This window comes from Cystobacter fuscus DSM 2262 (assembly GCF_000335475.2).
Lineage (GTDB): Bacteria > Myxococcota > Myxococcia > Myxococcales > Myxococcaceae > Cystobacter > Cystobacter fuscus.
Window position 1 is genome coordinate 55,276 of the sequence record NZ_ANAH02000021.1, and the last position, 21,916, is coordinate 77,191.

14 protein-coding genes are annotated in these 21,916 nt (G+C 68.6%); 8 read left to right on the top strand and 6 right to left on the bottom strand.

Translation table 11 applies throughout. The features are described 5' to 3' along the window. The first annotated feature begins 18 nt into the window (after nt 1–18). The gene (locus D187_RS30500; protein ID WP_002622335.1) at nt 19–1,095 is read left to right on the top strand and encodes a class I SAM-dependent methyltransferase; all 1,077 of its coding nucleotides are present in this window, start codon (nt 19–21) and stop codon (nt 1,093–1,095) included. Between the two features lie 24 nt (nt 1,096–1,119). On the opposite strand, the gene D187_RS30505 is transcribed toward D187_RS30500, so the two are convergent. Beyond that, entirely contained in the window at nt 1,120–1,707 is a 588-nt protein-coding gene (locus D187_RS30505) for a TIGR02265 family protein (RefSeq protein ID WP_020918388.1), read from the bottom strand. 297 nt (nt 1,708–2,004) lie between these two features. Here D187_RS30505 and D187_RS30510 point away from each other — a divergent pair, with 297 nt between their 5' ends. Continuing rightward, the gene (locus D187_RS30510) at nt 2,005–4,512 is read left to right on the top strand and encodes a glycogen/starch/alpha-glucan phosphorylase (RefSeq protein WP_002622333.1); all 2,508 of its coding nucleotides are present in this window, start codon (nt 2,005–2,007) and stop codon (nt 4,510–4,512) included. A 71-nt stretch (nt 4,513–4,583) separates the two neighbouring features. Here D187_RS30510 and D187_RS30515 read toward each other — a convergent pair whose 3' ends face one another. The 5 genes from D187_RS30515 to dnaE form a co-directional block, all read right to left on the bottom strand. After that, the gene (locus D187_RS30515) at nt 4,584–4,970 is read right to left on the bottom strand and encodes a hypothetical protein (protein WP_002622332.1); all 387 of its coding nucleotides are present in this window, start codon (nt 4,968–4,970) and stop codon (nt 4,584–4,586) included. A gap of 292 nt (nt 4,971–5,262) precedes the next feature. Continuing rightward, nucleotides 5,263–8,673, bottom strand: coding sequence for a lamin tail domain-containing protein (locus D187_RS30520; RefSeq protein ID WP_002622331.1), 3,411 nt, complete (start codon nt 8,671–8,673; stop codon nt 5,263–5,265). 143 nt (nt 8,674–8,816) lie between these two features. Further along, the gene (locus D187_RS30525; RefSeq protein ID WP_002622330.1) at nt 8,817–9,620 is read right to left on the bottom strand and encodes an SDR family oxidoreductase; all 804 of its coding nucleotides are present in this window, start codon (nt 9,618–9,620) and stop codon (nt 8,817–8,819) included. 27 nt (nt 9,621–9,647) lie between these two features. Next, the gene (locus D187_RS30530) at nt 9,648–10,883 is read right to left on the bottom strand and encodes an ATP-binding protein (protein ID WP_002622329.1); all 1,236 of its coding nucleotides are present in this window, start codon (nt 10,881–10,883) and stop codon (nt 9,648–9,650) included. A 67-nt stretch (nt 10,884–10,950) separates the two neighbouring features. Beyond that, a complete protein-coding gene (gene dnaE, locus D187_RS30535; RefSeq protein ID WP_020918389.1) occupies nt 10,951–14,520 on the bottom strand; it encodes a DNA polymerase III subunit alpha in 3,570 nt (1,189 codons plus the stop codon). 362 nt (nt 14,521–14,882) lie between these two features. Here dnaE and D187_RS30540 point away from each other — a divergent pair, with 362 nt between their 5' ends. From D187_RS30540 to D187_RS30565, 6 genes are all read left to right on the top strand, one after another. Continuing rightward, nucleotides 14,883–15,338, top strand: a complete 456-nt coding sequence (locus tag D187_RS30540) for a Spy/CpxP family protein refolding chaperone (protein ID WP_002622327.1) — start codon at nt 14,883–14,885, stop codon at nt 15,336–15,338. Between the two features lie 80 nt (nt 15,339–15,418). After that, nucleotides 15,419–16,237 carry a M14 family metallopeptidase gene (locus D187_RS30545; RefSeq protein ID WP_002622326.1) on the top strand — a complete coding sequence of 273 codons (819 nt, stop codon included), beginning with the start codon at nt 15,419–15,421 and terminating at the stop codon, nt 16,235–16,237. A gap of 1 nt (nt 16,238) precedes the next feature. Continuing rightward, nucleotides 16,239–17,120, top strand: a complete 882-nt coding sequence (locus tag D187_RS30550) for an aldo/keto reductase (RefSeq protein WP_043432152.1) — start codon at nt 16,239–16,241, stop codon at nt 17,118–17,120. Between the two features lie 175 nt (nt 17,121–17,295). Continuing rightward, nucleotides 17,296–18,105 carry a hypothetical protein gene (locus D187_RS30555; RefSeq protein ID WP_002622324.1) on the top strand — a complete coding sequence of 270 codons (810 nt, stop codon included), beginning with the start codon at nt 17,296–17,298 and terminating at the stop codon, nt 18,103–18,105. 69 nt (nt 18,106–18,174) lie between these two features. Further along, the gene (locus D187_RS30560; RefSeq protein WP_002622323.1) at nt 18,175–18,648 is read left to right on the top strand and encodes a GNAT family N-acetyltransferase; all 474 of its coding nucleotides are present in this window, start codon (nt 18,175–18,177) and stop codon (nt 18,646–18,648) included. A gap of 100 nt (nt 18,649–18,748) precedes the next feature. After that, nucleotides 18,749–21,892: a serine/threonine-protein kinase gene (locus D187_RS30565; protein ID WP_162159715.1), complete on the top strand. Its 3,144-nt coding sequence runs from the start codon at nt 18,749–18,751 to the stop codon at nt 21,890–21,892. Nucleotides 21,893–21,916: the final 24 nt, after the last annotated feature.

Sequence of the window (21,916 nt, forward strand, 5' to 3'; positions counted from 1 at the left end):
CTCCCCCCCCCCTTTCGTATGCCCTCTATTTCCGACTTCATCCAAACCGCCGAGGAGATCCGCAAGGGACTCAACGAGCTGAGCGACGAACTCCAGCATGGGCTGCCCGAGCGCCTCGCCCGGTTTCCGAGAGACCCCGCGCTGCGCGCGGTCATGCAGCAGGAGCAGCAGGACATCCTGCGCCAGCGCGTCCCCATCGTGACCGGCTGGCTGGATCGCCACTACGCCCGGCTCAGCGCGCTGGATGCCGCGATGAAGGAGGATGAGAGGGAAAGCGCGATGGAGCACCACCGCGCCGCCGTCCAGCCGTTCTTCCTCCAATGCCCCCTCATTCGCCGCTGCGTGGACAAGCCCCTCGGCTATCCCGGTGACTACGTGATGGTGGACATGCTCTTCGGCACCGAGGAGCACGGGGTGTCCACCATGGCGCGCATCCTGTCGCACTACGCGCTCAACGTCGGACCGGCCCAAGCCCACCGCGCGCGCGTTCCGTGGATCATCGGCCACCTGAACAAGAAGGAGGAGGAGCTGGGCCGGCCCCTGCGCATCCTGTCCTTCGCCTGTGGCCCCGAGCACGCCCTGCGCGAGCACACCACCATGGGAGGCACGGGCCAGTTCACGCTGTGCGACTTCGATCCCGCCCCCCTGGACTTCTGCCGCCGGCAATTCGAGAAGCTCGCTCGCATGCCCCGGGGGGGAATCCCCGCCCCCGACGTGCGCTTCATCCAAGTCTCCACCTACCAGCTGCTGCGCTACCGGGACACCCTGGAGAAGCTGCGCCATCCGGACGGGCCCATGGACGTGGTGGTCGCCGCGGGCATCCTCGACTACCTCAAGGAGAACGTCATCTCCCGCTTCCTGGACATGATGAGTTCCCAGCTCGCCCCGGGCGGCTTGATGCTGCTCACCAACCTGCACAGCAACAATCCCTGGCGCGCGGTCATGGAGTACGTGTGTGACTGGAACGTCATCCACCGCGACAAGGAGCACTTCCAGTCCATCTGCGAGGGAGCGCCCGAGCGGGGGATGAAGACCGTCGAGACCATCACCGACAGCACGGACACCAACATCTTCTGGGCGGGACAGAAGCGCTGAGCCCAGGCACCAGGCAGGACGTGCTCAATGCCACTCGAGCACGTACTGCCCGTAATCCAGGGCCATGGCCGTCCCTCTCGCGGTGCCGTTGCCCCGCAGCACCTTGAGCGCCTCACGCAGGGCGCCCTCGTGGAAGGCGATGGGCTGCATGTCGCCACGGTAGTGCAACCGCAAGCTCGTGGGCCCCAGTTCCTCTGACGTCCGCTTCCCGTAGCTCACCAGCGTCGAGTAGATGGTGTCCACGGAGGCGAAGACGCGCTTGGGGTCTCCCAGCCCCACCAGCTTCATGAGGGTGTTGCCGACATAGGAGTTGAAGAAGCCCGTCACCGTGGCCCCGCCACACGCCCGGGTCGCCTCCTCAACCGAGTCATAGTAGGGTTCCAGCATGTCCACGGCCGTGTAAAGCATCCGCAGGAAGTCCGCCGCTGGGTAGGAGAAGAAGTCGACCGGCATCTTGTTGATGCGCAACTGCACCAACATGCGATCCGTTCCCGAGGAACCCACGCGCTGTTCCACCAAGCCATAAACGGCCTTGAACAAGAATCCGCGCACGGTGTCCCCGGGCTTGCAGATGGCGATACGTTGCGCGAGGTCGTTCTTGTCACTCGGCATGAAGAAAGAACCCTTTGGGTCTCTGGCGGGGGGCAGGACCTGAAGCACAGCTTCCTAGCAGACTCCTCCCCTGCTTCGCGAGCGTTCCCCACCCAGGGGGCAGGCGAGCACGGGCGCGCGTTGCCTCCAGCCACCGGGACACTCGGCAACTCCCGATCAACCGGCGCATGGAAGAGACCTCGGCGGGGGAGCGGCCACGGGTTTCTTTCGGTGCGGTCCAACGTGGGTCGGTCTACCCTAGCATGCTCCACACACGGCTGGCTCAGAGGGCCGTGCGTCTCACGAGGAACCCCTCGAATGTCGAACGCCTCACCCATCCTCACCCCGACAACCCCCGCCTCGCCCGATACGGCGCAGGAGTCCAGCCGCACCGGGCTGGATCCCCACAGCGTGCACCGTGGCTTCCTCGAGCACGTGCGCTACTCGCGCGGCAAGAACCCGGAAAACGCCACCGCGCACGATCACTTCATGGCCCTGGCACTGGCGGTGCGTGACCGGCTCGCCAACCGGTGGGTGCGCACGGCGCGCACCTACTACGAGCAGGACGTCAAGCGCGCGTACTACCTGTCCGCGGAGTACCTGCTGGGCCGCGCCCTGGGCAACAACCTGCTCAACATCGGCATGTACGAGGCCGCCGCGCAGGCCATGCGCGAGGTGGGCGTGGACCTGAGCGCGCTCGTGGAGATGGAGCCGGACGCGGGGCTCGGCAACGGCGGCCTCGGACGGCTGGCGGCCTGCTTCCTCGACTCGCTCGCCACGCTGGGCTACCCCGGCATGGGCTATGGCATCCGCTACGAGTTCGGCATCTTCACCCAGGACATCGTGGAGGGCTACCAGGTCGAGCGCGCCGACGAGTGGCTGAAGTTCGGCAACCCCTGGGAGATCGTCCGGCCGGAGAAGGCGGTGCCGGTGCGCTTCTACGGGCACGTGGAGCACTACCACGGCGCGGACGGCAAGCCCGTGGCGCGCTGGGTGGGCGGCAAGACGGTCATCGGCGTGCCCTACGACACGCCCATCGCCGGCTACGGCAACAACACCGTCAACACCCTGCGGCTGTGGCAGGCGCGCGCCAGCGAGGAGTTCGACCTCAAGCTCTTCAACGCCGGTGACTACGAGCGCTCGGTGGTGGAGAAGAACGACTCGGAAGTCATCTCCAAGGTGCTCTACCCCAACGATGCCTTCCAGGCCGGCAAGGAGCTGCGCCTCAAGCAGCAGTACTTCTTCGTCGCCTGCTCCATCGCGGACATCGTCCGGCGCTACCTCAAGAACCACTCGGACTTCCGCGACTTCCCCAAGAAGGTCGCCATCCAGCTCAACGACACCCACCCGGCCATCGGCGTGGCCGAGCTGATGCGCGTGCTCGTGGACGAGAAGCGCCTGGGCTGGGAAGAGGCGGCCGCCATCACCCAGGCCACCTTCGGCTACACCAACCACACGCTCCTGGCCGAGGCCATGGAGAAGTGGCCGGCCTCGCTCTTCGAGCGCCTGTTGCCGCGCCACCTGGAAATCATCTACGAAATCAACCAGCGCTTCCTGCGCCAGGTGCAGATCCGCTACCCCTTCGACACCGAGCGCATCCGCCGCATGAGCCTCGTGGAGGAAGGCCCGGAGAAGAAGATCCGCATGGCGCACCTGGCCGTGGTGGGCAGCCACAGCATCAACGGCGTGGCGGAGCTGCACACCAACCTGCTGCGGCGTGACGTGCTGCCCGAGTTCGCGGAGATGTACCCCGAGCGCTTCAACAACAAGACCAACGGCGTGACGCCGCGCCGCTGGCTCTTGTGGAGCAACCCCCGCCTGGCCAAACTCATCACCAGCCGCATCGGGGAGGGCTGGGTCACGGACCTGGATCAGCTGCGCAAGCTCGAGCCGCACGCCGACGACGCGGCGTTCCGCCAGGCCTTCGCCGAGGTGAAGCGGCAGAACAAGGTGGACCTGTCGCGCCACCTCAACGAGCTGTGCGGAGTGGACCTCAACCCGGACGCCATCTTCGACGTGCAGATCAAACGTCTGCACGAGTACAAGCGGCAACTGCTCGACGCGGTGCACATCGTGTCGCTGTGGATGAAGGCGCGGCGCGACCCGAGCACCATCATCGCCCCGCGCGTGTTCCTCTTCGGCGCCAAGGCGGCCCCGGGCTACGTGGAGGCCAAGCTCATCATCCGCCTCATCAACGGCATCGCCGAGGTGGTCAACAGCGACGCGGGCACCACGGGCCTGCAGGTGCTGTTCATCCCCAACTACCGGGTGAGCCTCGCCGAGCGCATCATCCCGGCGGCGGACGTGTCCGAGCAGATCTCCACCGCGGGCTGGGAGGCGTCGGGCACGGGCAACATGAAGTTCATGCTCAACGGCGCGCTCACCCTGGGCACGCTGGACGGCGCGAACGTGGAGATCCGCCAGGCGGTGGGCGACGACAACTTCTTCCTCTTCGGCCTCACCGCCGACGAGGTGATTGCCCGCAAGCGCGCCGGCTACCGGCCGCGGGAAGAGTACGAGCGCAACGTGGAGCTGCGCGAGGCGCTGGATCTCATCGGCTCGGGCTTCTTCTCCCCCGAGGACAAGAACCTCTTCCGGCCGCTGGTGAACAGCCTGCTCGAGGAGGACCGCTACCTCGTGCTGGCCGACTTCGGCTCGTACGCGGCCAAGCAGCAGGAAGTGGCGCGCGCCTACAAGGACACCGAGCGCTGGACGCGCATGGCCATCCACAACGTGGCGCACGGCGGCATCTTCTCCTCGGACCGCACCATCAAGCAGTACGCCGAGGAGATCTGGCGGGTGAAGCGCATCGACGTGAAGCCCTGAGCTGAGACAGGGTGACGGGAGGCCGCGGGGCCCCAGCGCACCGCGGCCTTACCGGAACGGGCGCGAGGGGCTCAGCCCGCCTGGCGGATGCGCAGGCCGAAGCGATGGCGGAGGCGCTCGGCCGAGGCGATGAGCCCTTCCCCCGCCAGCCGGCCCGCCACGTAGCGCAAGGCCGCGTCCATGTCGGGCACGGTGGCGCACGGCACGGGCATCGGCTTGAGGTAGGTGAGCAGACTCCTCGACAGGCGCATATGCGCCGAGGTCATGATGGAGGCGAGCCCGAGGAGCTGCTGGCTCAGCCGGGCCTCGTTGCGGTGGATCCACTCCGCATGCATGTAGCGCTGGGTCACCGTGAGCATGGAGCACAGGCTCACGTCCATCACGCAGACGTAGCGCTCACCCCAGTCCAGGTAGCTGTCCATCTGCTCGAGGAAACTCGAGTACTGCGCGTCCGACACGTTCCCGCTCATGCGGACCGAAAGCAACGGCCACGACGAATCGTCGAAAGTAATGACAGCGAACATGCATCCCCCCGATGCGGACAGCTCGGAGTCGAGGAGGAGAGGGATGGGTCAGGCGTGAGGCCTGGCTCCCAGCGTTCGGATGTCGACGCTCCCCCCCAGGAAGCTCCGTGATGGAACAGCCTAGCAGAAGAGAGGCCGCGCGTCATCCTGGGCTCGTGAAAGTCAAGAAAAAGGCCGCCCCGGCGAAACCGGAGCGGCCTGGACTGCTCAGGTGGGACGCACGCGCCTACGGGGACTCGGGCGCGCTCGAGGAGTTCTGCGGATCACGCGTGGCGCGCACCACGAAGTCGCTCCCGTTGTTGTCGCTGTCGTAGCCGTTGCCGCGCAAGGCGTCGCCGCCGCCCGGCTTCATCGTGTCAGCTGTTGAGGAGGCCACCGACTTGCGCTCGATGCTGCTACCCGCCTGGGCGTTATCAATGGCTGGAGCCGCGGTGCCTTCACGGTTCGCAGCCGAGGCCGTGCCCCAGCCCAGCAGATCCACCACCTTGCCCGCTGCATCAAGGATTCGCAGCCCGCCTCCGTTGTGGCCGGTGAGACCGGTGTAGGTCGCATCAGGCGTCGGACCCGTGAACTTGTCCTTCAGGGCAATCAGATAGAAGCCCTTCGCCGGGATGCTTCCCAGGGACGTCAGCCCCGCCAGGTTGTTGAAGCCCCCCGTGGGCGAGGCGTACTGGATCTTCCACCCCGTGAGCGCAACGGCGGCATTCGTCGGGTTGTAGAGCTCGATGAACTCGTCGTCGTGATTGGGGTCTGTGCTCCCCGCGACGGCGTTCTTCGAGGCGAACTCGCTGATGACCACATGGTCGGTCATCGGCGCCGGAGGCACGGTGATCGTCACCGTGCCGAAGACACCATTGGTCGGATCCGAGATGTCGCTCACACCGCAGTAGACGTAGGCCGACTGCGCGCCCGTGACCGGGTCCTTGAAGGAGTAGCGGAAGCCGTACTTGTACGAGCCGGGCGTGGAGATGCTCAGCGTGCCGAGCGTCTCGTCCTCGTCGCTGACCGTGGGCGCGTACGCCCCATTGAAGGAGATGGTCGTCCAGGTCCAGTCCGGCGCGGGGCTCGTGTCCGGGCCGTAGCCCAGCTCCGCCACCACGTAGGGGTAGCCGTCGTTTCCAGCCGTGTTCCGGTCCGTCACGCTCGTGGCCTTGAACCGGCTGGAGACAGTCACCGGCGTGCCCGCCTGGGTGGGCGGAATCGTCTTCGGGCTCTGGATGTAGCAGAGGCTCACGACCGGGCTGGCCGTCATGCCGCACGCGGTGTTGGCGGCCTCGGGCGTGCCGTAGTCCCCGCCCGAGAGCGCATCGGTCGAGTCACACCAGTACCAGGGCTGGGCCGCGGCGCGCGTCCCCTGGACGAGCGAGGAGAGATTCATCGACTTGCCCGTGCTCTGGGGGAAGGACGGCGTATAGCGGAACTCCGTCACCGTGCTGGCGCCATTGGCGACGATGAACGACCCCGAGCCCTCCAGGGCGATCGCGCTGGGGTACTGATAGCTGGCGGAGACGCCACCATTGGTGGCCCGGTCCTTGTTCTGGGCCAGGACGAAGTGGCCCTTGCGGCCCACCACCAGCGGCGTGCTCCCCGAGCCCACCTGGAACGAGCGCACGGCGTCCGAGCTGTTCTTGTACGTCACCGTGAGGCCGTTGAGGTTGAGCAGGCCATCCGTGGCGTTGGTCAGCTCGACGTACTCGGTCGTCCCGCTCGAGGGCGAGTGCATCACCTCGGAGACGAGCAACTGGTTGGCCGTGGGCTTCGGGGCCGTGTCGCACTGGGCGTTGAAGCAGACGGCGCTGGCGCCCGTGCACGCGGTGGTCGTCTCCGTCCGCTTGCAGGTGCCGGTGCCATTCTCGTCGACACAGGCCGCCGTGTAGGTGGTCCGCGAGACCCCATCCGCCGCGCAGACGGGAGCATCCGGAGCGCAGGTCACGCCCGCGCACACGTCCTCGGGCGTGGTCGTGTCCACGAGGGACAGACTGGAGTTGCCGACGTCATCCCTCACCTTCAGCCCGAAGTAGTAGTGGGTGGCTCGCACCAGGCCGGTGACGCGCGCCGACTCCGCGCTGCCCGGGTCCTTGGGCACGCCCACGCTCACCGGCGTGGCGGCCTCGAACGACGCCTCGGTGATGGGGCTCAGGGAGTAGCGCAACTCGTAGCTGGAGGCGATGCCCAGCGTCCCGTCATCGCCCACGGCCGTCCAGGCCAGGGTCACCGCGTTGGCCGTGAGCTCGGCCACCGTGAGAGACACGGCGCTCGGCGCGACGTCATCCACGATGGTGAACTTGCCGCTGGTGGCGCTGTCCAGCGTGCCCGCCATGGCGACGAGCCAGAAATCCGTGCCCTGCTGGTCCACGCTCAACGTGGAGAAGGTGGCGAGTCCCGCCACGGGCTTCACGGTCACGGTGCCCAGCAACTCGGCCGCGTTGTTGCCGCCCACCAGGCCCAACGTGACGTCGGGCGAGTCCACGGAGAGCACGTTGCCGAACTCGTCGGTGATGGCCACGGTCACCGCGGGCATCACCTCGCGAACCTTGGCGCTGGTGGGCTGCGTGCGGAACACCAGCATCGCGGGCGTCCCCGTGCTGGCGATGTCGAAGGAATCGCTCGAAGCGGAGTCCAGCCCCTCGGCGGAGGCCGTCAGCACGTAGCCGGTGCCCGCCTCGGTGATGGAGAGGCCCGGGAAGGACGCCACGCCATCCACGGGGTCCACGGACGTGGTCCCCGCCAGCGTGCCCTTGTTGAGGGCGAGCGTCACCCGCGGGGCGGAGACGGAGAGCCGGTTGCCGGAAGCATCCGTCACGGCCACCCGCACCTCGAAGGTCTCTCCAGCGCCCCGGTTGGAGGGCTGCTGGGTGAAGACGAGTTTCGTGGGGGCGGCCGGCGCGGGCAGCACCTCGAAGGGGGAGCTCGTCGCCGACGCCAGGCCGGCGGCGCTCGCCACCAGGGTGTAGCCCGCCGCGGCCTTCTCGAGCACCAACGTGGAGAAGCGCGCCACGCCATTGACCGCCGCCACGGACACCGTCCCCTTCAGCTCGGCCGAGGGAGAGCCCTCGCCGAGCGCCACCGTCACCGTGTCGCTGGCGTCCGTCACCGTCTGGCCGCTCGCGTCCTGGATGGTGACCTCGAAGGTGCCCAGCGGCTTGCCCGCCGTGCCGGACGAGGGCGCCCCGGTGAAGACCAGATGGGGGGCAGCAAGGGAGACGAACTCGACGGTGGGCCGCGAGGCCAGTGTCACGGGGCCCCCTTCCGCGTCCACCGTGGCCGTCACCGTCTTCGTGCCCGCGGAGGTGGACGCGAGCGTCGCGACCGCCACGCCCTGCGCGTCCGTGGGGCCCGACGGCTGCCCCAGCGTGTTGCCCTCGCCCGAGGCCTCCACCGTCACCGCACGGCCCTCCAGCGGAGTGCCATCCGCCGTGCGCACCGTCACCCGGATCTCCACGGTGTCCTGGCCGTTGGCGCGCACGCCCCGTGCCGGGTTCACCTCCACCGACGAGCGCTCCGCGTCCGGCATCTCCCGCACTGGCGGAGGAGGCGGGTTCGGCTCATCGCGACATGCCGATCCGCCAAGGGACAGACCGAGCAACAACGCACTCCACGCGACCAGCCGCGCGAGCGAGGGGGGGGCATGCTTCATGAACCAACTCCAGGCTGAAGAGGGGATGCAGCCCGCCAGCCAGGAGGCTTCGCGGGCACACAACCCTCTTATCAGATGCTCCCTGCCTGGAAAAACACAGCCCCGGAAGAACGCCTGCTTCCTCCCAGAACGTCACATGCCGTTCACAGACCCAGGGCCTTGAGCATCAACCCGGAGCCGAGCAGGGACTGGCCTCCATCGCACACCATCAGGGAGCCGGTGATGTACGAAGCGGCGTCGGATGCCAGGAAAAGCGCGAGTTGCGCGATGTCCTGCTTCGTTCCGAGGCGACCCAGGGGCAGGGCCTCGAGGAGCTTGCCGCGCGCATCGTCGCCGGGTGCGAGCCGGCGCATACCCTCGGTGTCCTCGATGGGGCCGGGGGTGATGGAGTTGACGCGGATACCCACGCCGCCCCACTCGATGGCGAGAGTGCGGGTGAGCATGTCCACGCCGGCCTTGGCGGCGCACACGTGGGCCTGCATGGCCATGGGCAGGTAGGCCTGGGGGGCGGAGATGTTGAGCACGCACGCGCCCGGCTTGCGCAGGTGCTCGAAGGCGGCGCGGCAGGTGTTGAAGGTGCCGAGCACGTCGATCTCCAGCACCGACCTGAACGCATTGGAGGACATGCCGGCCGCGGGCGCGGGGAAGTTGCCCGCCGCGCCGCACACGAGGATGTCGAGCTCCCCATGCGCGTCGCGCGCCGTCCGGAGGGCCTTCTCCAGGGCGTCGTACTGGCGCACGTCGGCGGCCACGCCCAGGGCGGTGCCATGCGCCTGGAGCCCCTTCACGGCCGCCTCCAACTTCTCCACGTTGCGGCCATTGATGGCGACCTTCGCGCCCGCCTTCACGAGGGCCTCGGCGATACCGAGGTTGATGCCGCTGCTGCCCCCCGTGATGAACGCCGACTTGCCCGCCAGCAATCCATCCCGGAACACACCCTGTGCCATGTCACTCCCCTTCTCTGCGTTGAAAGCTCAGCCCCCCAGCGCGTAATTCTCCAGCAGTTCCAACGTGCTGCGAACCGCGGGTTGGGCATTGAGGATGTAGATCTTCGCCTTGCGCGCCCAGGCCATCCGAAGCGGCTCGAACAAGAGGGCGTGCACGTAACTCTGCGTACAGACCGGGATGCCCATGAAGTCCAGGGCAATGGGCTGCTTGTTGAAGAGCCGGGGAAGGAGTTTCTCCTCGGAGAAGCGCTGCGCTTCCACCGTGTCCTCGATCCGCGATTGACTGACGATGAAGCGCTGGGCCTCGGCGGGAGGCGCCTCGAAGGCCAACCATTTGTGGACGGCGCGGCGAGGTGTTCTCTCCCGTGCCCGTTCCTTGATGGTTTCGATCATGCCCTCGTAGTCCTGCTCGGCCTCGGAGGGCATCTCGAAGGCGACGAGCGTCCCGGGAAAGCCCACTCCCGGCTCCAGGAACTTCGTCTTCCCATGAGGGTCCTCGAAGCGCTCATCCCCCTCGAGGATGAGCGTTGCGCCCCGCGAGGCCAGCACGAGCCGCCCGCCCACCAGCTTCGTCATCTCCGCGATGAAGAACAGACCCATTCCCGCGTTCTGGATGCTTCCCGTCTCGCCTTCATCGAAGGTGCTCGAGACATGCGGCCAGAGCGAGCGGGAGAGCGCCTCTCGAGGTTCCGTCAGGGATTTGTGCCGGGACACCAGGCTCGCGGGGATTCCGATGCCCGCATCCGCGACGGCCACCTGCACCGCGGGACGCTCCGCGTTGCGGCCGCCCCTGTTGACCTGCGCCCCCACCACTCCACCCAAGGAGTCACGGCTGTGCTGGACGACGTTGCGCAGCAGCTCGTTGAGGACGTAGTAGAGGGTTCTCCGCGTGTCCTCGAATCGCGCCTCGGTGATGAGCAGTCTGGAGATCCGCTCCGCCACCGGCTCGGTCGTATCGGAGGTCCGGATCCGGGTGAGCTTGACGGTACGCCCAGGCTCTCCAGGACCCGAGGAGGACTCTCCATTGACGAGATCCTCGAACCCCACCGCACGGGCGAACTGGCAGGAGCGCGCGGCCCGATCCGTCCGGATCCGCAGCGGCTCGTCTCCCTGGACACGGCCGAGGGTCGCGAGCGCGACGAGACCCCACATCTCCACCGGATCGATGGCCCCCAGATCCACCCCCACCGGATCCATTCCCAGCCAGCGCAGGAAGGGCGCTGGGTCATCCAATTCGAGGCGTGAGACAGCGGTGGGCGTCATGAGGACCTCCTCCCACCGCCGATAGCATGGTTACCACGCTCGCGCAGCAACCGACCCCGCCGGGCGCTCAGCCGAACTCGACCACCTTCATGCCGAAGAGCCGTTCCACCGACTGGATGAGCTCGTCGCTCACCTGCACCTTGAGCGGCAGGTTGGCGATGAGCGCCTCGGCCTCGTTGGAGAACAGCAGGCTCACCGCCAGGGGCGTGGCGCCCTCGTACTGCTTGACGATCTGCGCGAGCTTCGTGAGCCGCTCGTCCGTGGCGAGATCCGCCGGCAGCCGCAGCTCCAGGCGCTTGGTGCGCTTCTCCCGCACCGCCTTGAGGCTCTGGATGTCCTCCACGATGAGCTCCGCCACCGGCGTGTCCTCGTCGCGCTGGTTGATCTGCACCGTGCCCGTCACGAGGATGGGGTCATCGCTCTTGAGCAGCGACTCCCAGTGCTCGAAGCCGGGCTTGGGCCCCGACTTCGTCCACTTGCCGTCCTTGCCCATGACGTTGCGCGTGCCGTCCTTGCCCGGGAAGCACACCAGCTCCAGCGAGCCGGACAGATCCTCCAGCGTCACCCACGCCATGCGCTTGCCCGTCTTGGTGGGCCGCTCGCGCAGCGCCGCCACCACGCCCGCGATGGTGAGCTTCTCGTCCTTGCGCGCGCGCTGCACCGCGGTGATGGGCCGCGCGTAGCGCTTGAGCTCCTTGTCGTAGGCATGCAGCGGGTGGCCCGACACGTAGAAGCCGATGGCTTCCTTCTCCAGCGCCAGGCGCTCCTTCTCCGACCACTCCTCCACCTGAACGTAGTCGTTCTTCAGGTCCGCCCCACCCGACGCGCCCCCGCCCAGCATCCCGAAGAGCGAACTCTGCCCCGCCGCCTTGTCCTTCTGGCTGCTCGAGCCGCGGCTCATCGCGCGCTCGATGCTCTCGAAGATCTGCCGCCGCGGGCGCTTCTCGAAGTCGAAGGACCCCGCCTTCACCAGCGCCTCGAGCACCTTGCGGTTCACCTTGCGCGAGTCCACGCGCTCGCAGAAGTCGAACAGGCTCTTGAAGGGCCCTTCCTTGCGCGCCTCGACGATGGACTCGATGGCGCCCTCGCCCACGCCCTTGATGGCGCCCAGGCCGAAGCGGATCTTCCCCTCCACCGCGCCGAACGCCATGTCCGACTGGTTCACATCCGGCGGCAGCACCTGCACGCCCGACTGGCGCGCCTCGCCGATGTGCAGCACCACCTTGTCCGTGTTTTCCTTCTCGCTCGTGAGCAGCGCCGCCATGAACTCGACGCGGTAGTGCGCCTTGAGCCACGCGGTGTGCAGGGTGACGAGTCCGTAGGCCGCCGAGTGGCTCTTGTTGAAGCCGTACTCGGCGAACTTCTCCATCAGGTCGAAGATTTCCCCCGCGACCTTCAGGTCCACGTTGTTGTTCTTGCAGCCCTCGAGGAAGCCGGCGCGCTCGGCCTGCATGACCTCGGCCTTCTTCTTGCCCATGGCGCGGCGAAGCAGGTCCGCGCGGCCCAGGGTGTAGCCTCCCAGCACCTGGGAGATCTGCATCACCTGTTCCTGGTAGACGATGACGCCGTAGGTGTCCTTGAGGACGGGCTCGAGCAAGGGGTGCGGGTACACCACCTTCTCGCGGCCGTGCTTGCGGTTGATGAACACGTCCACCATGCCCGAGTCGAGCGGACCCGGACGGTAGAGCGCGCCCGCGGCGATGACGTCTTCGAAGCAGGACGGCTTGAGCTTCATCACCATTTCGGTGAAGCCGCTGGACTCCATCTGGAAGACGCCGGCCGTGTCGCCGTCCGCCATGAGCTTCCACACCTCGGCGTCATTCAGCGGGATGTCCTCGCGCAGAATGGGCTTGCCGTCGGGCGGGTTGCGGTTGATGAGGTTGAGCGCGTTCTGGATGACGGTGAGCGTCTTGAGGCCGAGGAAGTCGAACTTCACCAGGCCCGCGGCCTCCACCTCGTCCTTGGCGAACTGGGTGATGAGGGTGTCTTCGCCCGGCGGCTGGTAGGTGGGCACGAACTCCCACAGGGGCTTGTCGGCAATCACCACGCCGGCCGCGTGCATGCCGGGCTGGCGGTGCAGTCCCTCGAGCGCGAGCGCGATCTCCAGCACGTCCTTGGTGGTGACGTCCTTGCCATCCACCTGCCCGATGGCGCTCGGCTTCTCCATCATCTCCTTGAGCCGCGGCTCCTGCTCGATGGCTTCCTTGAGGGTGATGCCGAGCACCTCGGGCACCAGCTTGGCGATGCGGTCCCCCTCGCTGAAGGGCAGCGCGAACACGCGGCACACGTCGCGCAGCACGCTCTTGGCCTTGAGCGAGCCGAAGGTGATGATCTGCCCGACGTTGTTCTCCCCGTACTTGCGGCCCACGTACTTGATGACCTCGTCGCGCCGGTCCTGGCAGAAGTCGACGTCGAAGTCGGGCATCGACACGCGCTCGGGGTTGAGGAAGCGCTCGAAGAGCAGGTTGTACGGGAGCGGATCCAGGTCGGTGATGCGCAGGCAGTAGGCCACGAGGCTGCCCGCGCCCGAGCCACGGCCGGGGCCCACCGGGATGTTGTTCTGCTTGGCCCAGTTGATGAAGTCCTGGACGATGAGGAAGTAGCCGCTGAACCCCATCTTCTGGATGACGCCCAGCTCCAGCTCCAGGCGGGCCTTGTACGGCTCGCGGTCCACGGGCGGCTGGCCCGCGCGGAAGCGCGCCAGGTCGATCTCCTTGAAGCGCTCCTCGAGGTTCGCGCGCGCCAGCTCCGCCATGAAGCTGTCGGGCGTGTGGCTGTCGGGCACCTGGAAGGTGGGCAGCATGGGCTTGCCCAGCTTGAGCTCCAGGTTGATCTGCTCGACGATGCGCTGGGTGTTGTGGACGGCCTCGGGCGTGTCGTGGAAGTACTCGAGCATCTCCTGGGGGCTCGTGACGTAGAGCTTGTCCGTGGAGTGCTTCATGCGCTTGCCGTCCGCGAGCGTCTTGCCGCTGGCGATGCACATGAGCAGCTCGTGCGCGCGCGCGTCTTCCTTCTTGATGTAGTGCGCGTCCGCGGTGGCGCACAGCGGGATGCCCAGGTCGCGGCTGAGCTGCTTGAGGTTGGTGTTGGCCGTCTCCTGCTCGGGCATCCCGTTGGACTGCACCTCGAGGAAGAAGTGGTCCGGCTCGAAGATGTTCTTGTACTCGAGCGCCGCGCGGCGCGCGTGGTCCATGTCCCCGCGGAAGGCGGCTCCCGTCACCTCGCCGCCCAGACACGCGGTGAGGGCGAACAGGCCCTTGCTGTGGTCGGCCAGGAGCTTCTTGTCGATGCGCGGGTGGTAGTAGAAGCCCTCGCGGTAGGCCATGGACGAGAGGTACTTGAGGTTGTCGTACCCCTCCTTGTTCTTCGCCAGGAGGATGAGGTGGTGGCCCACCTTCTCCGTACGGTCCGCGCGCCCCTTGGGGCCGGCCACGTACGTCTCCATGCCGATGATGGGCTTGATGCCCGCGTCCTTGGCCTTCTTGTAGAAGTCGATGGTGGCGAACATGTTGCCGTGATCCGTCACGGCCACGCTCGTCATCCCCTTCTCCTTCACCGTCTTGATGAGATCCTTCATCCGGATCGCGCCGTCGAGGAGCGAGTACAGGGAGTGCAGGTGGAGGTGGGTAAAGGACATGGCGGATAAGTAGTCAGCTGAGGGTGGCTTCACCAGACGATTGTTCAGGTCCGGGCCGCCCGCCAGTTCCCGTCCACCCGGTTCGTCCGGGACCGGAAGCGCGGCCCGGGCACCTTGTGGCACGGCCCTCACCCCGGGTGAAGGAGCCCCTGGGTTGGCCGAGCGCCACCCAGCCCAGCTCCTGGATGGGACTCGGGACGGGCGCCCGCCCGCCCGGCCGCCCCGCTGGACGGTCCTCTTCACACTTCTTCATGCCCACGACAAACGCCCCTGACGAGCGCCGCGCATTCTCTCCACCGTCGCCGATGAACGGCGCGCAGCACGAGAGGGCCCCACCCGGGGTCCTCCAGGGAGCAACGGTCATGAACACGAAGAGCAAGATCCTCCTCGTCGGGTCCGCGGTCCTCGGTGTCGTCCTCCTCACGGGTTTCCGGGGCGGGCACATGGGCTGGGGCGCGCGCAACCCCGAGCGCATCAAGCAGATGATCACCTGGCGCCTGGATGACCGGCTCGAGGACCTGAAGGCCACGGACGACCAGAAGCGGACGATTCAAGGGCTCAAGGACTCCCTCTTCGACGAGGGCCAGAAGCTGGTGGCGGAGCAGCGCGAGGCGGGCAAGGAGATGGTGAACCAGTGGGATGCGGCCCAGCCCGACGCCCGCGCCGTGCATGCCCTGGTGGACGCGCGCGTGGAGGCCTGGCGCGCCTTCGCCCACAAGGTGGCCGACGCCGCCCTGGAGGCCCACCGCGTCCTCACCCCCGCGCAGCGCCAGCAGGTGTCGGCCAACGCCCGTGAACACATGAACGACCGCCACTAGCCCGAGCGCCCCCGGATGCTCACGGGTGGACAGGCCCTCGACCCTGGGACAATCCGCTCCCCCCGCCGAATGGCTACGTTATGGGGGTGCCACAAAACTACCAGGAGTTCGCCCGCCGCATCCGTGACTACTCCCACTTCGCCGAGGTGAACGAGTACGGCCGGGTCCTCGAGGGAGGCGTCGAGTACCCGCTCTTCCGTCTCACCGTGCCCGGGGAGCGCTGGCTCGTCATCACCTCGGGCTTCCACGGAGAGGAGCCCGCCGGGCCCCTCACCTTGAGCTGGCACTTCGAGGAGATCGTCGCGTACGCGCGCGAGCGCGGCGTGGGGCTGCGCGTCTACCCGTGCATCAACCCCTCGGGCTTCGAGGATGGCACGCGCTACAACCGCAGCGGCGAGAAGATCAACAACGACTTCCTGCGCTACGAGACCGCGCCCGGCACCTGGAAGGGCGAGGTGCAGCGCGACGAGTCCTTCCTGCGCTGGGTGCTGTTCGACGGCGGGCCCAAGGAGACGCGCGCGGTGCGCACGGACATCGCCCGCTACCCGGCTCCCGCCGCCGCGCTCGACATCCACCAGGACAACTACATTCCGGGGGCCCATACCTACGCGTATACCTTCGGGGACAAGGCCGCTTACGTGCCGCTGATGGAGGCCGCGTCCGCGCACGCCCACGTCATCCGCGAAGACAAGGTGGACGAGCACAACCGCACGGACCGCCACGGGCTCATCGAGTACCACGACGGCAGCGTCACCGATTATTTCGTGCGCAGCGGCGTGCCCTATACTGCGGCGCTGGAGACCACCACCCAGACTCCGCTCGAAGCCAGCCACGCCATCAACCTCATCTGGGTGCGCGGTTTCATCGACCTGGCGGCGCGCGGAGGTGGGAGCACCTGACATGATTCGCCGTCCCCTGGGCGCCCAAGGCCCACACGTGTCCGCGCTGGGCTTCGGAGCCGGACCCGTGGGCAGTCCCGAGTTGTCCGAGGAGGCGGCCCACGCGCTGCTGCACGGGGTGCTCGACGCGGGCATCACCCTGCTCGACACCGCCCCGAGCTACGGCCAGTCCGAGGAGCGCATCGGCCGGGCGCTCCAGGGCCGGCGCCACGAGTTCGTCCTCTCCACCAAGTGCGGCTACGGCGTGCCCGGCGTGGAGGACTGGACGGGGCCCTGCATCACCCAGGGGATTGAACAGGCCCTGCGCCGGCTGCGCACCGACTTCATCGACGTGGTGCACTTCCACTCGTGTCCCGTGGAGGTGCTCGAGCGCCCCGGCGTGGTGGACGCGCTCCAGGCCGCCGTCCAGCGGGGCCAGGTGCGCGTCGCCGCGTACTCGGGCGACAACGAGGCCCTCGCCTGGGCCCTGCGCTCGGGGGCGTTCGGCTCGGTGCAGCTGTCGCTCAACCTCTTCGACCAGCGCGCGCTCGACACGGCCCTGCCCCTGGCCCGGGAGCGGGGCATCGGCGTCATCGCCAAGCGGCCCCTGGGCAACGCCCCCTGGCGCTTCCCCCAGCGCCCCGGCGCCCACGACATCGCCACGTACTGGGACCGCATGCACGCGCTCGGGTTGGATCCCCAAGGACTGGACTGGAACGAGTTCGCCCTGCGCTTCACCGCCTTCACTCCGGGCGTGGTGAGCTGCATCGTGGGCACCACGCGCCTGGAGCACCTCCAGCACAACCTGCGCGCCCTCGAGCAGGGCCCTCTGCCCGAGCCCCTCGTGCACTCCATCCGCGACGCGTTCCACCGCCAGGGCGCCGCCTGGGACGGCCTCATCTGAGGCCCCGCCGCGGCGCGCTCCCCAAAGCGAAACCCCATCCGCTCCTTGCAAGTCCCCTCCACCCCTGTCACGACAGCACCCCGCCCCCGGAGTCCATCCCTTCCGGGCGAGGTAGTTTGACATCAAACTGATTCAGTCGGACGATGGTCCGCTAGAGTTGGGAGCGATGAATTTCATGAGCTGGAAGCAAGGGGTCATCGTAGGCGCGGGTCTGGTGCTGGGAGCGTGCGCGACGCAGCAGGTGCCAGTGAAGCAGTACGCCCTGGCGGGAGGGCGCGCGGAGTACCGGGACTACGCGGGAGAGCGGGCCAACATCTGCGACTCGGAGCCGCGCTGGTTGATGGACGAGCTGAGCAGCATGAATGGTCTGCTGGCGCGCTTCGTGTCCTCGACGGAGCAGGCGAACACGCCGGGGGCGGCGGAGCAGGCGCAGCAGATGGCGCTGCTCAAGGAGTCCGCGGGCTCGCTGGGCAAGGTGCTCGACGTGCACCAGTCCAACCTCAAGGCGTTGCAGGGCTGCGGCTTCGCGCGCTCGGGGGCGTTCCCGGAGCTGGGCCGGCGGGGGCTGGAGCTGGTGGAGATGTCCCGCGCGCGGCTGGCCGAGGGCAACGAGGCGAAGAAGGTCGAGGCGGCCCAGCTCAAGTGGACGGAGGAGGCGCCCCAGCGCGAGCAGACGGCGCGGCAGACGTGGTGCGCGAAGGAGCCCGAGGTGGGCAGCACGGATCTCTTCTACGCGCGCCGCTTCGCCGATGGCCGCACCGAGTGGCTCTTCTGCGATGGCCACCGCGTCCAGGCCACCTCGGCCAGCGCGGAGCCCACGCTGGTGTCGCCCGAGGGGCTGAGCGCGAAGGATCGCCGCAAGGTGAAGCCGGCGCGCTACCTCGACGCGGCACGGGGCTACCCCGCGGAGGAGATCGACAAGCAGCCCACCGAGCCGGGCGCGCCGGCCGCCCCCGCCCAGGGCGCGGCCACCACCGGCCAGTGAGCGGCCCGTGAGCGGAACGGGCCATTGAGGCTCCCACCCCGAGGGAGAGGGGCGCTAGCATCCGCGCCCATGATCCGTTCCGCTACCCCCGAGGACGTCCCCGTCATCGCCCGGCTCATCCGGGCCCTGGCCGAGTATGAGAAGCTCTCCCATCTGGCCATCCTGAAGGAAGAAGACCTGAAGCGTCACCTGTTTGGCGAGCGGCCCCATGCCGAGGTCGTCGTCGCCGAGGAGGCGGGCACGGTGGTGGGCTTCGCCCTCTTCTTCCACACCTACTCCACCTTCCTCGCCCGGCCGAGCCTGTACCTGGAGGACCTCTTCGTGCTGCCCGAGCACCGGGGCCGGGGCCATGGCAAGGGCCTGCTGTCGCACCTGGCGCGGCTCGCCGTCGAGCGGGGCTGCGGGCGCTTCGAGTGGTCCGTGCTGGACTGGAACGCGCCCGCCATCGCCTTCTACGAGTCGGTCGGCGCCGTGCCCTTGAGCGAGTGGACCGTCTTCCGGCTCACGGGAGAGGCCCTGACGCGGCTGGCGGGAAGCACGTAGGCTCGGCCACCCACCTGGCGACGAGGCCCTCCCGGCCGCCCCATCTGCGCGCGAGCAGGAAGACGTAACATGGGGCGGGGAAGAAAGGCGCATGCAGCCCATGGATGACAAAGAGCGCCGCACGGTGAGGACCGACGATCGCCGCACGGTGCGGACCGAGAACCACCGCACGCAGGCGATCGGCACGCAGGAGGCGCCCCCACCCCAGGATGCTCCCGAGGCCGACGCGCCGGCCACGCTGGGCCGGGGCACGGCCCTGGATCGCTACGTGGTGCTCGAGCCCCTGGGCCAGGGGGGCATGGGCATGGTGTATGCCGCCTATGACTCGGTGCTGGACCGCAAGGTGGCGCTCAAGCTGCTGCCTCCCGGGGACGTGGACGGGGATACCGAGATGACCTCGGGGCGGGCCCGGCTGCTGCGCGAGGCGCAGGCCATGGCCCGGCTCTCCCACCCCAACGTGGTGGCCGTCTACGACGTGCACCAGCACGGCCTCCAGGTCTTCATGGCCATGGAGCTGGTGGAGGGACAGACGCTGCTGCAGTGGCAGCGGCAGCAGAAGCGCGGGTGGAAGGAGATCCTCGCCGCCTTCCTGTCCGCGGGCCGGGGCCTGGCCGCCGCGCACGCCGCGGGGCTCGTCCACCGCGACTTCAAGCCCACCAACGTCCTGGTGGGCAAGGACGGCCGCGTGCGGGTGACGGACTTCGGGCTGGCACGCACGCACAACGCGCCCCCGGAGGAGCCCTCTGAGCCCGAGCCCTCTCCGGGCACGCGGGACACCGGCCCGGTCAAGGCGCACAGCATGCTGGAGCTGGAGCTGACGCAGCGGGGCGCGGTGCTCGGGACGCCGGCGTACATGGCCCCCGAGCAGTTCCGCGGCGCCGCGGCGGACGCGCGCAGCGATCAGTTCTCCTTCGCCGTGTCGCTGTGGGAAGCGCTGTACGGGGAGCGCCCCTTCGAGGGCACCACCACGGGCGAGCGCCGCCAGAACGTGCTGGACGGGCGCATCCGCACGCCCCCCGCCTACTCGGACGTGCCCCCGTGGGTGACGCGGGCCCTGCTGCGGGCCCTCAACACCGCGCCCGCGGCGCGCTACCCGTCGCTGGATGCGCTGCTGGCCCTGCTGGAGCGGGATCCCGCCCAGGTGCGCCGCCGCCGGCTGTCCGCCGCCGCCCTGCTGCTGCTCGTCGTGGGCTCGGGGACACTCGCCTGGTTCTCCTGGCACCAGCGCCAGGCGAGCCTGTGCACCGGCGCCTCGGAGCGGCTGCGCGGCGTCTGGGACGTGCCCCGGCAGAAGGCCGTCGAGAAGGCGTTCCTCGCCACCCAGCGCTCCTATGCCCACGACACGTGGCAGCGGGTGCACGACGCGCTCGACGCGTACACCGCCGCGTGGCGCAACATGCACCAGAGCACGTGCGAGGCCACGCGCCTGCGCGGCGAGCAGTCCGAGGCCGTCCTGTCGCTGCGCATGGCCTGCCTGGACAACCGGCTGCAGGACGTGGCCGCGCTCACCGAGGTCTTCACCGAGGCCGACGCCACGGTGGTGGAGAAGGCCATCTCCGCCACCAGCGCGCTGCGCGGGCTCGAGGGGTGCGCGGACGTGGAGGCGCTCATGGCCGATGTGCCGCCTCCGGAGGATCAAGCCACGCGCCAGTCCGTGGACACCGCGCGCGCCCAGCTCGCCCGCGTCAAGGCGCTCACCGAGGCGGGCAAGTTCAAGCACGCCCAGAAGCTGGCCAAGGACGTGGCCGAGAAGGCGGCGGACTTCCACTACCCTCCCCTGTACGCCGAGGCCCTCTTCATGCAGGGCTGGACGCAGCTCATCGCCGGGGAGAACCAGGGGGTGCCCGCGCTGCTCCAGCGCGCGTTGTGGCTCGCGCACGCCTCCCGGAATGATCGGATCGCGGCGGCCGCCAGCGTGCGGCTGATGGGCTACCACAGCGCGCACGGGCCCCCCGAGGAGGCGCGGCACTGGGAACAGTTCGCCCAGGCGGCGCTCGATCGGCTGGGGGAGAGTGGCGAATTGCGCGCCATCTTCCACAACAACCGGGGACTGGCGCTCTACCAGGAGGGCAACTTCGCCGAGGCCTACGAGGCCTTCGACAAGGCCTTCGCGCTGGCCGAGCACAACCTGGGCGCGGCCAACGCCATGACGCTGCGCTACGCCACCAACTCGGTGGCCGCGCTGGGCAACCTGGACCGCATCGACGAGACCCAACGGGCCTTCGAGATGCTCGTGCACCTGGGCGAGACGAACCTCGGCCCCCTGCACCCCTTCCTCGGCCAACCCCTGTCCAACCTGTCCAACTTCTACGCCTTCCAGGGGCGCTTCGCCGACGCGCGCCGGCTGCTCGACCGGGTGCGGGTCATCGGCCAGCAGGCCTATGGCGCGCGCTCGGAGGAATGGGCCCAGTTCCACATCGCCTACGGAGACCTCGAGGCCGCCGAGGGCCATGACACCGAGGCGCTCGGACACTACGAGGAGGCGGCGCACCTGTTCCGCGAGCTCACGGGCGCCGAGAGCCTGGAGCTGATGCAGGCCCTGGTGAAGGAAGCGGATGCCCGGACGGAGCTCGGACAGCTCGCGCCGGCCCAGCGCACCTACCAACAGGTGCTGGAGCTCACGAAGAAGGACCCGCGCCAGTACGCCCAGGTGCAGACCCAGGCGCTCGCCGGACTCGCGGACCTGAACGACGCGCGCGGCCAGCACGAGCAGGCGCTCCACCTGCGGCAGCAGGCGCTGGAGCTGCGCGAGCGCGACCTGGGCCCCGAGCACATCCACACGGCGCTCATGCGCGTGGCCATCGCCAGCAGCTACCTGGAGCTGGGAGAGCCCGCGCGAGCGCTGGCGCTCTACGACAAGGAGCAGGCCTTCTTCGAGAAGACGTTGAGCGCGGACTCGCCCTCGGGCGTGCTGCCGCTGGCGGGCAAGGGCGAGGCCCTGCAGCAACTGGGCAGGGCCGCCGAGGCCCTTCCGCTGCTCGAGCGCGTGCTGCGCATCATCGAGACCCATCCCATGCGCCCGGCGTACACCGCCGCCGTGCAGGCCGCCCTCGCGCGCTCGCTCTGGGACACCCGGCAGCATCCGGAGCGCGCCTGGAAGCTCGCCATGGCCGCCCACGCCACCTACTCCCGCTCGCCCATCCGCCACGCCAACGAGCTGGCCAGGCTGGAGAAACTGCTGCGGCGACACGCCCCCCGGGAGTCCCCTCCTCCCAGCTCGTTCGCCCAGCCCGGCCCTCGCTGAATCCCCTGGAAACACCCCGGGAGG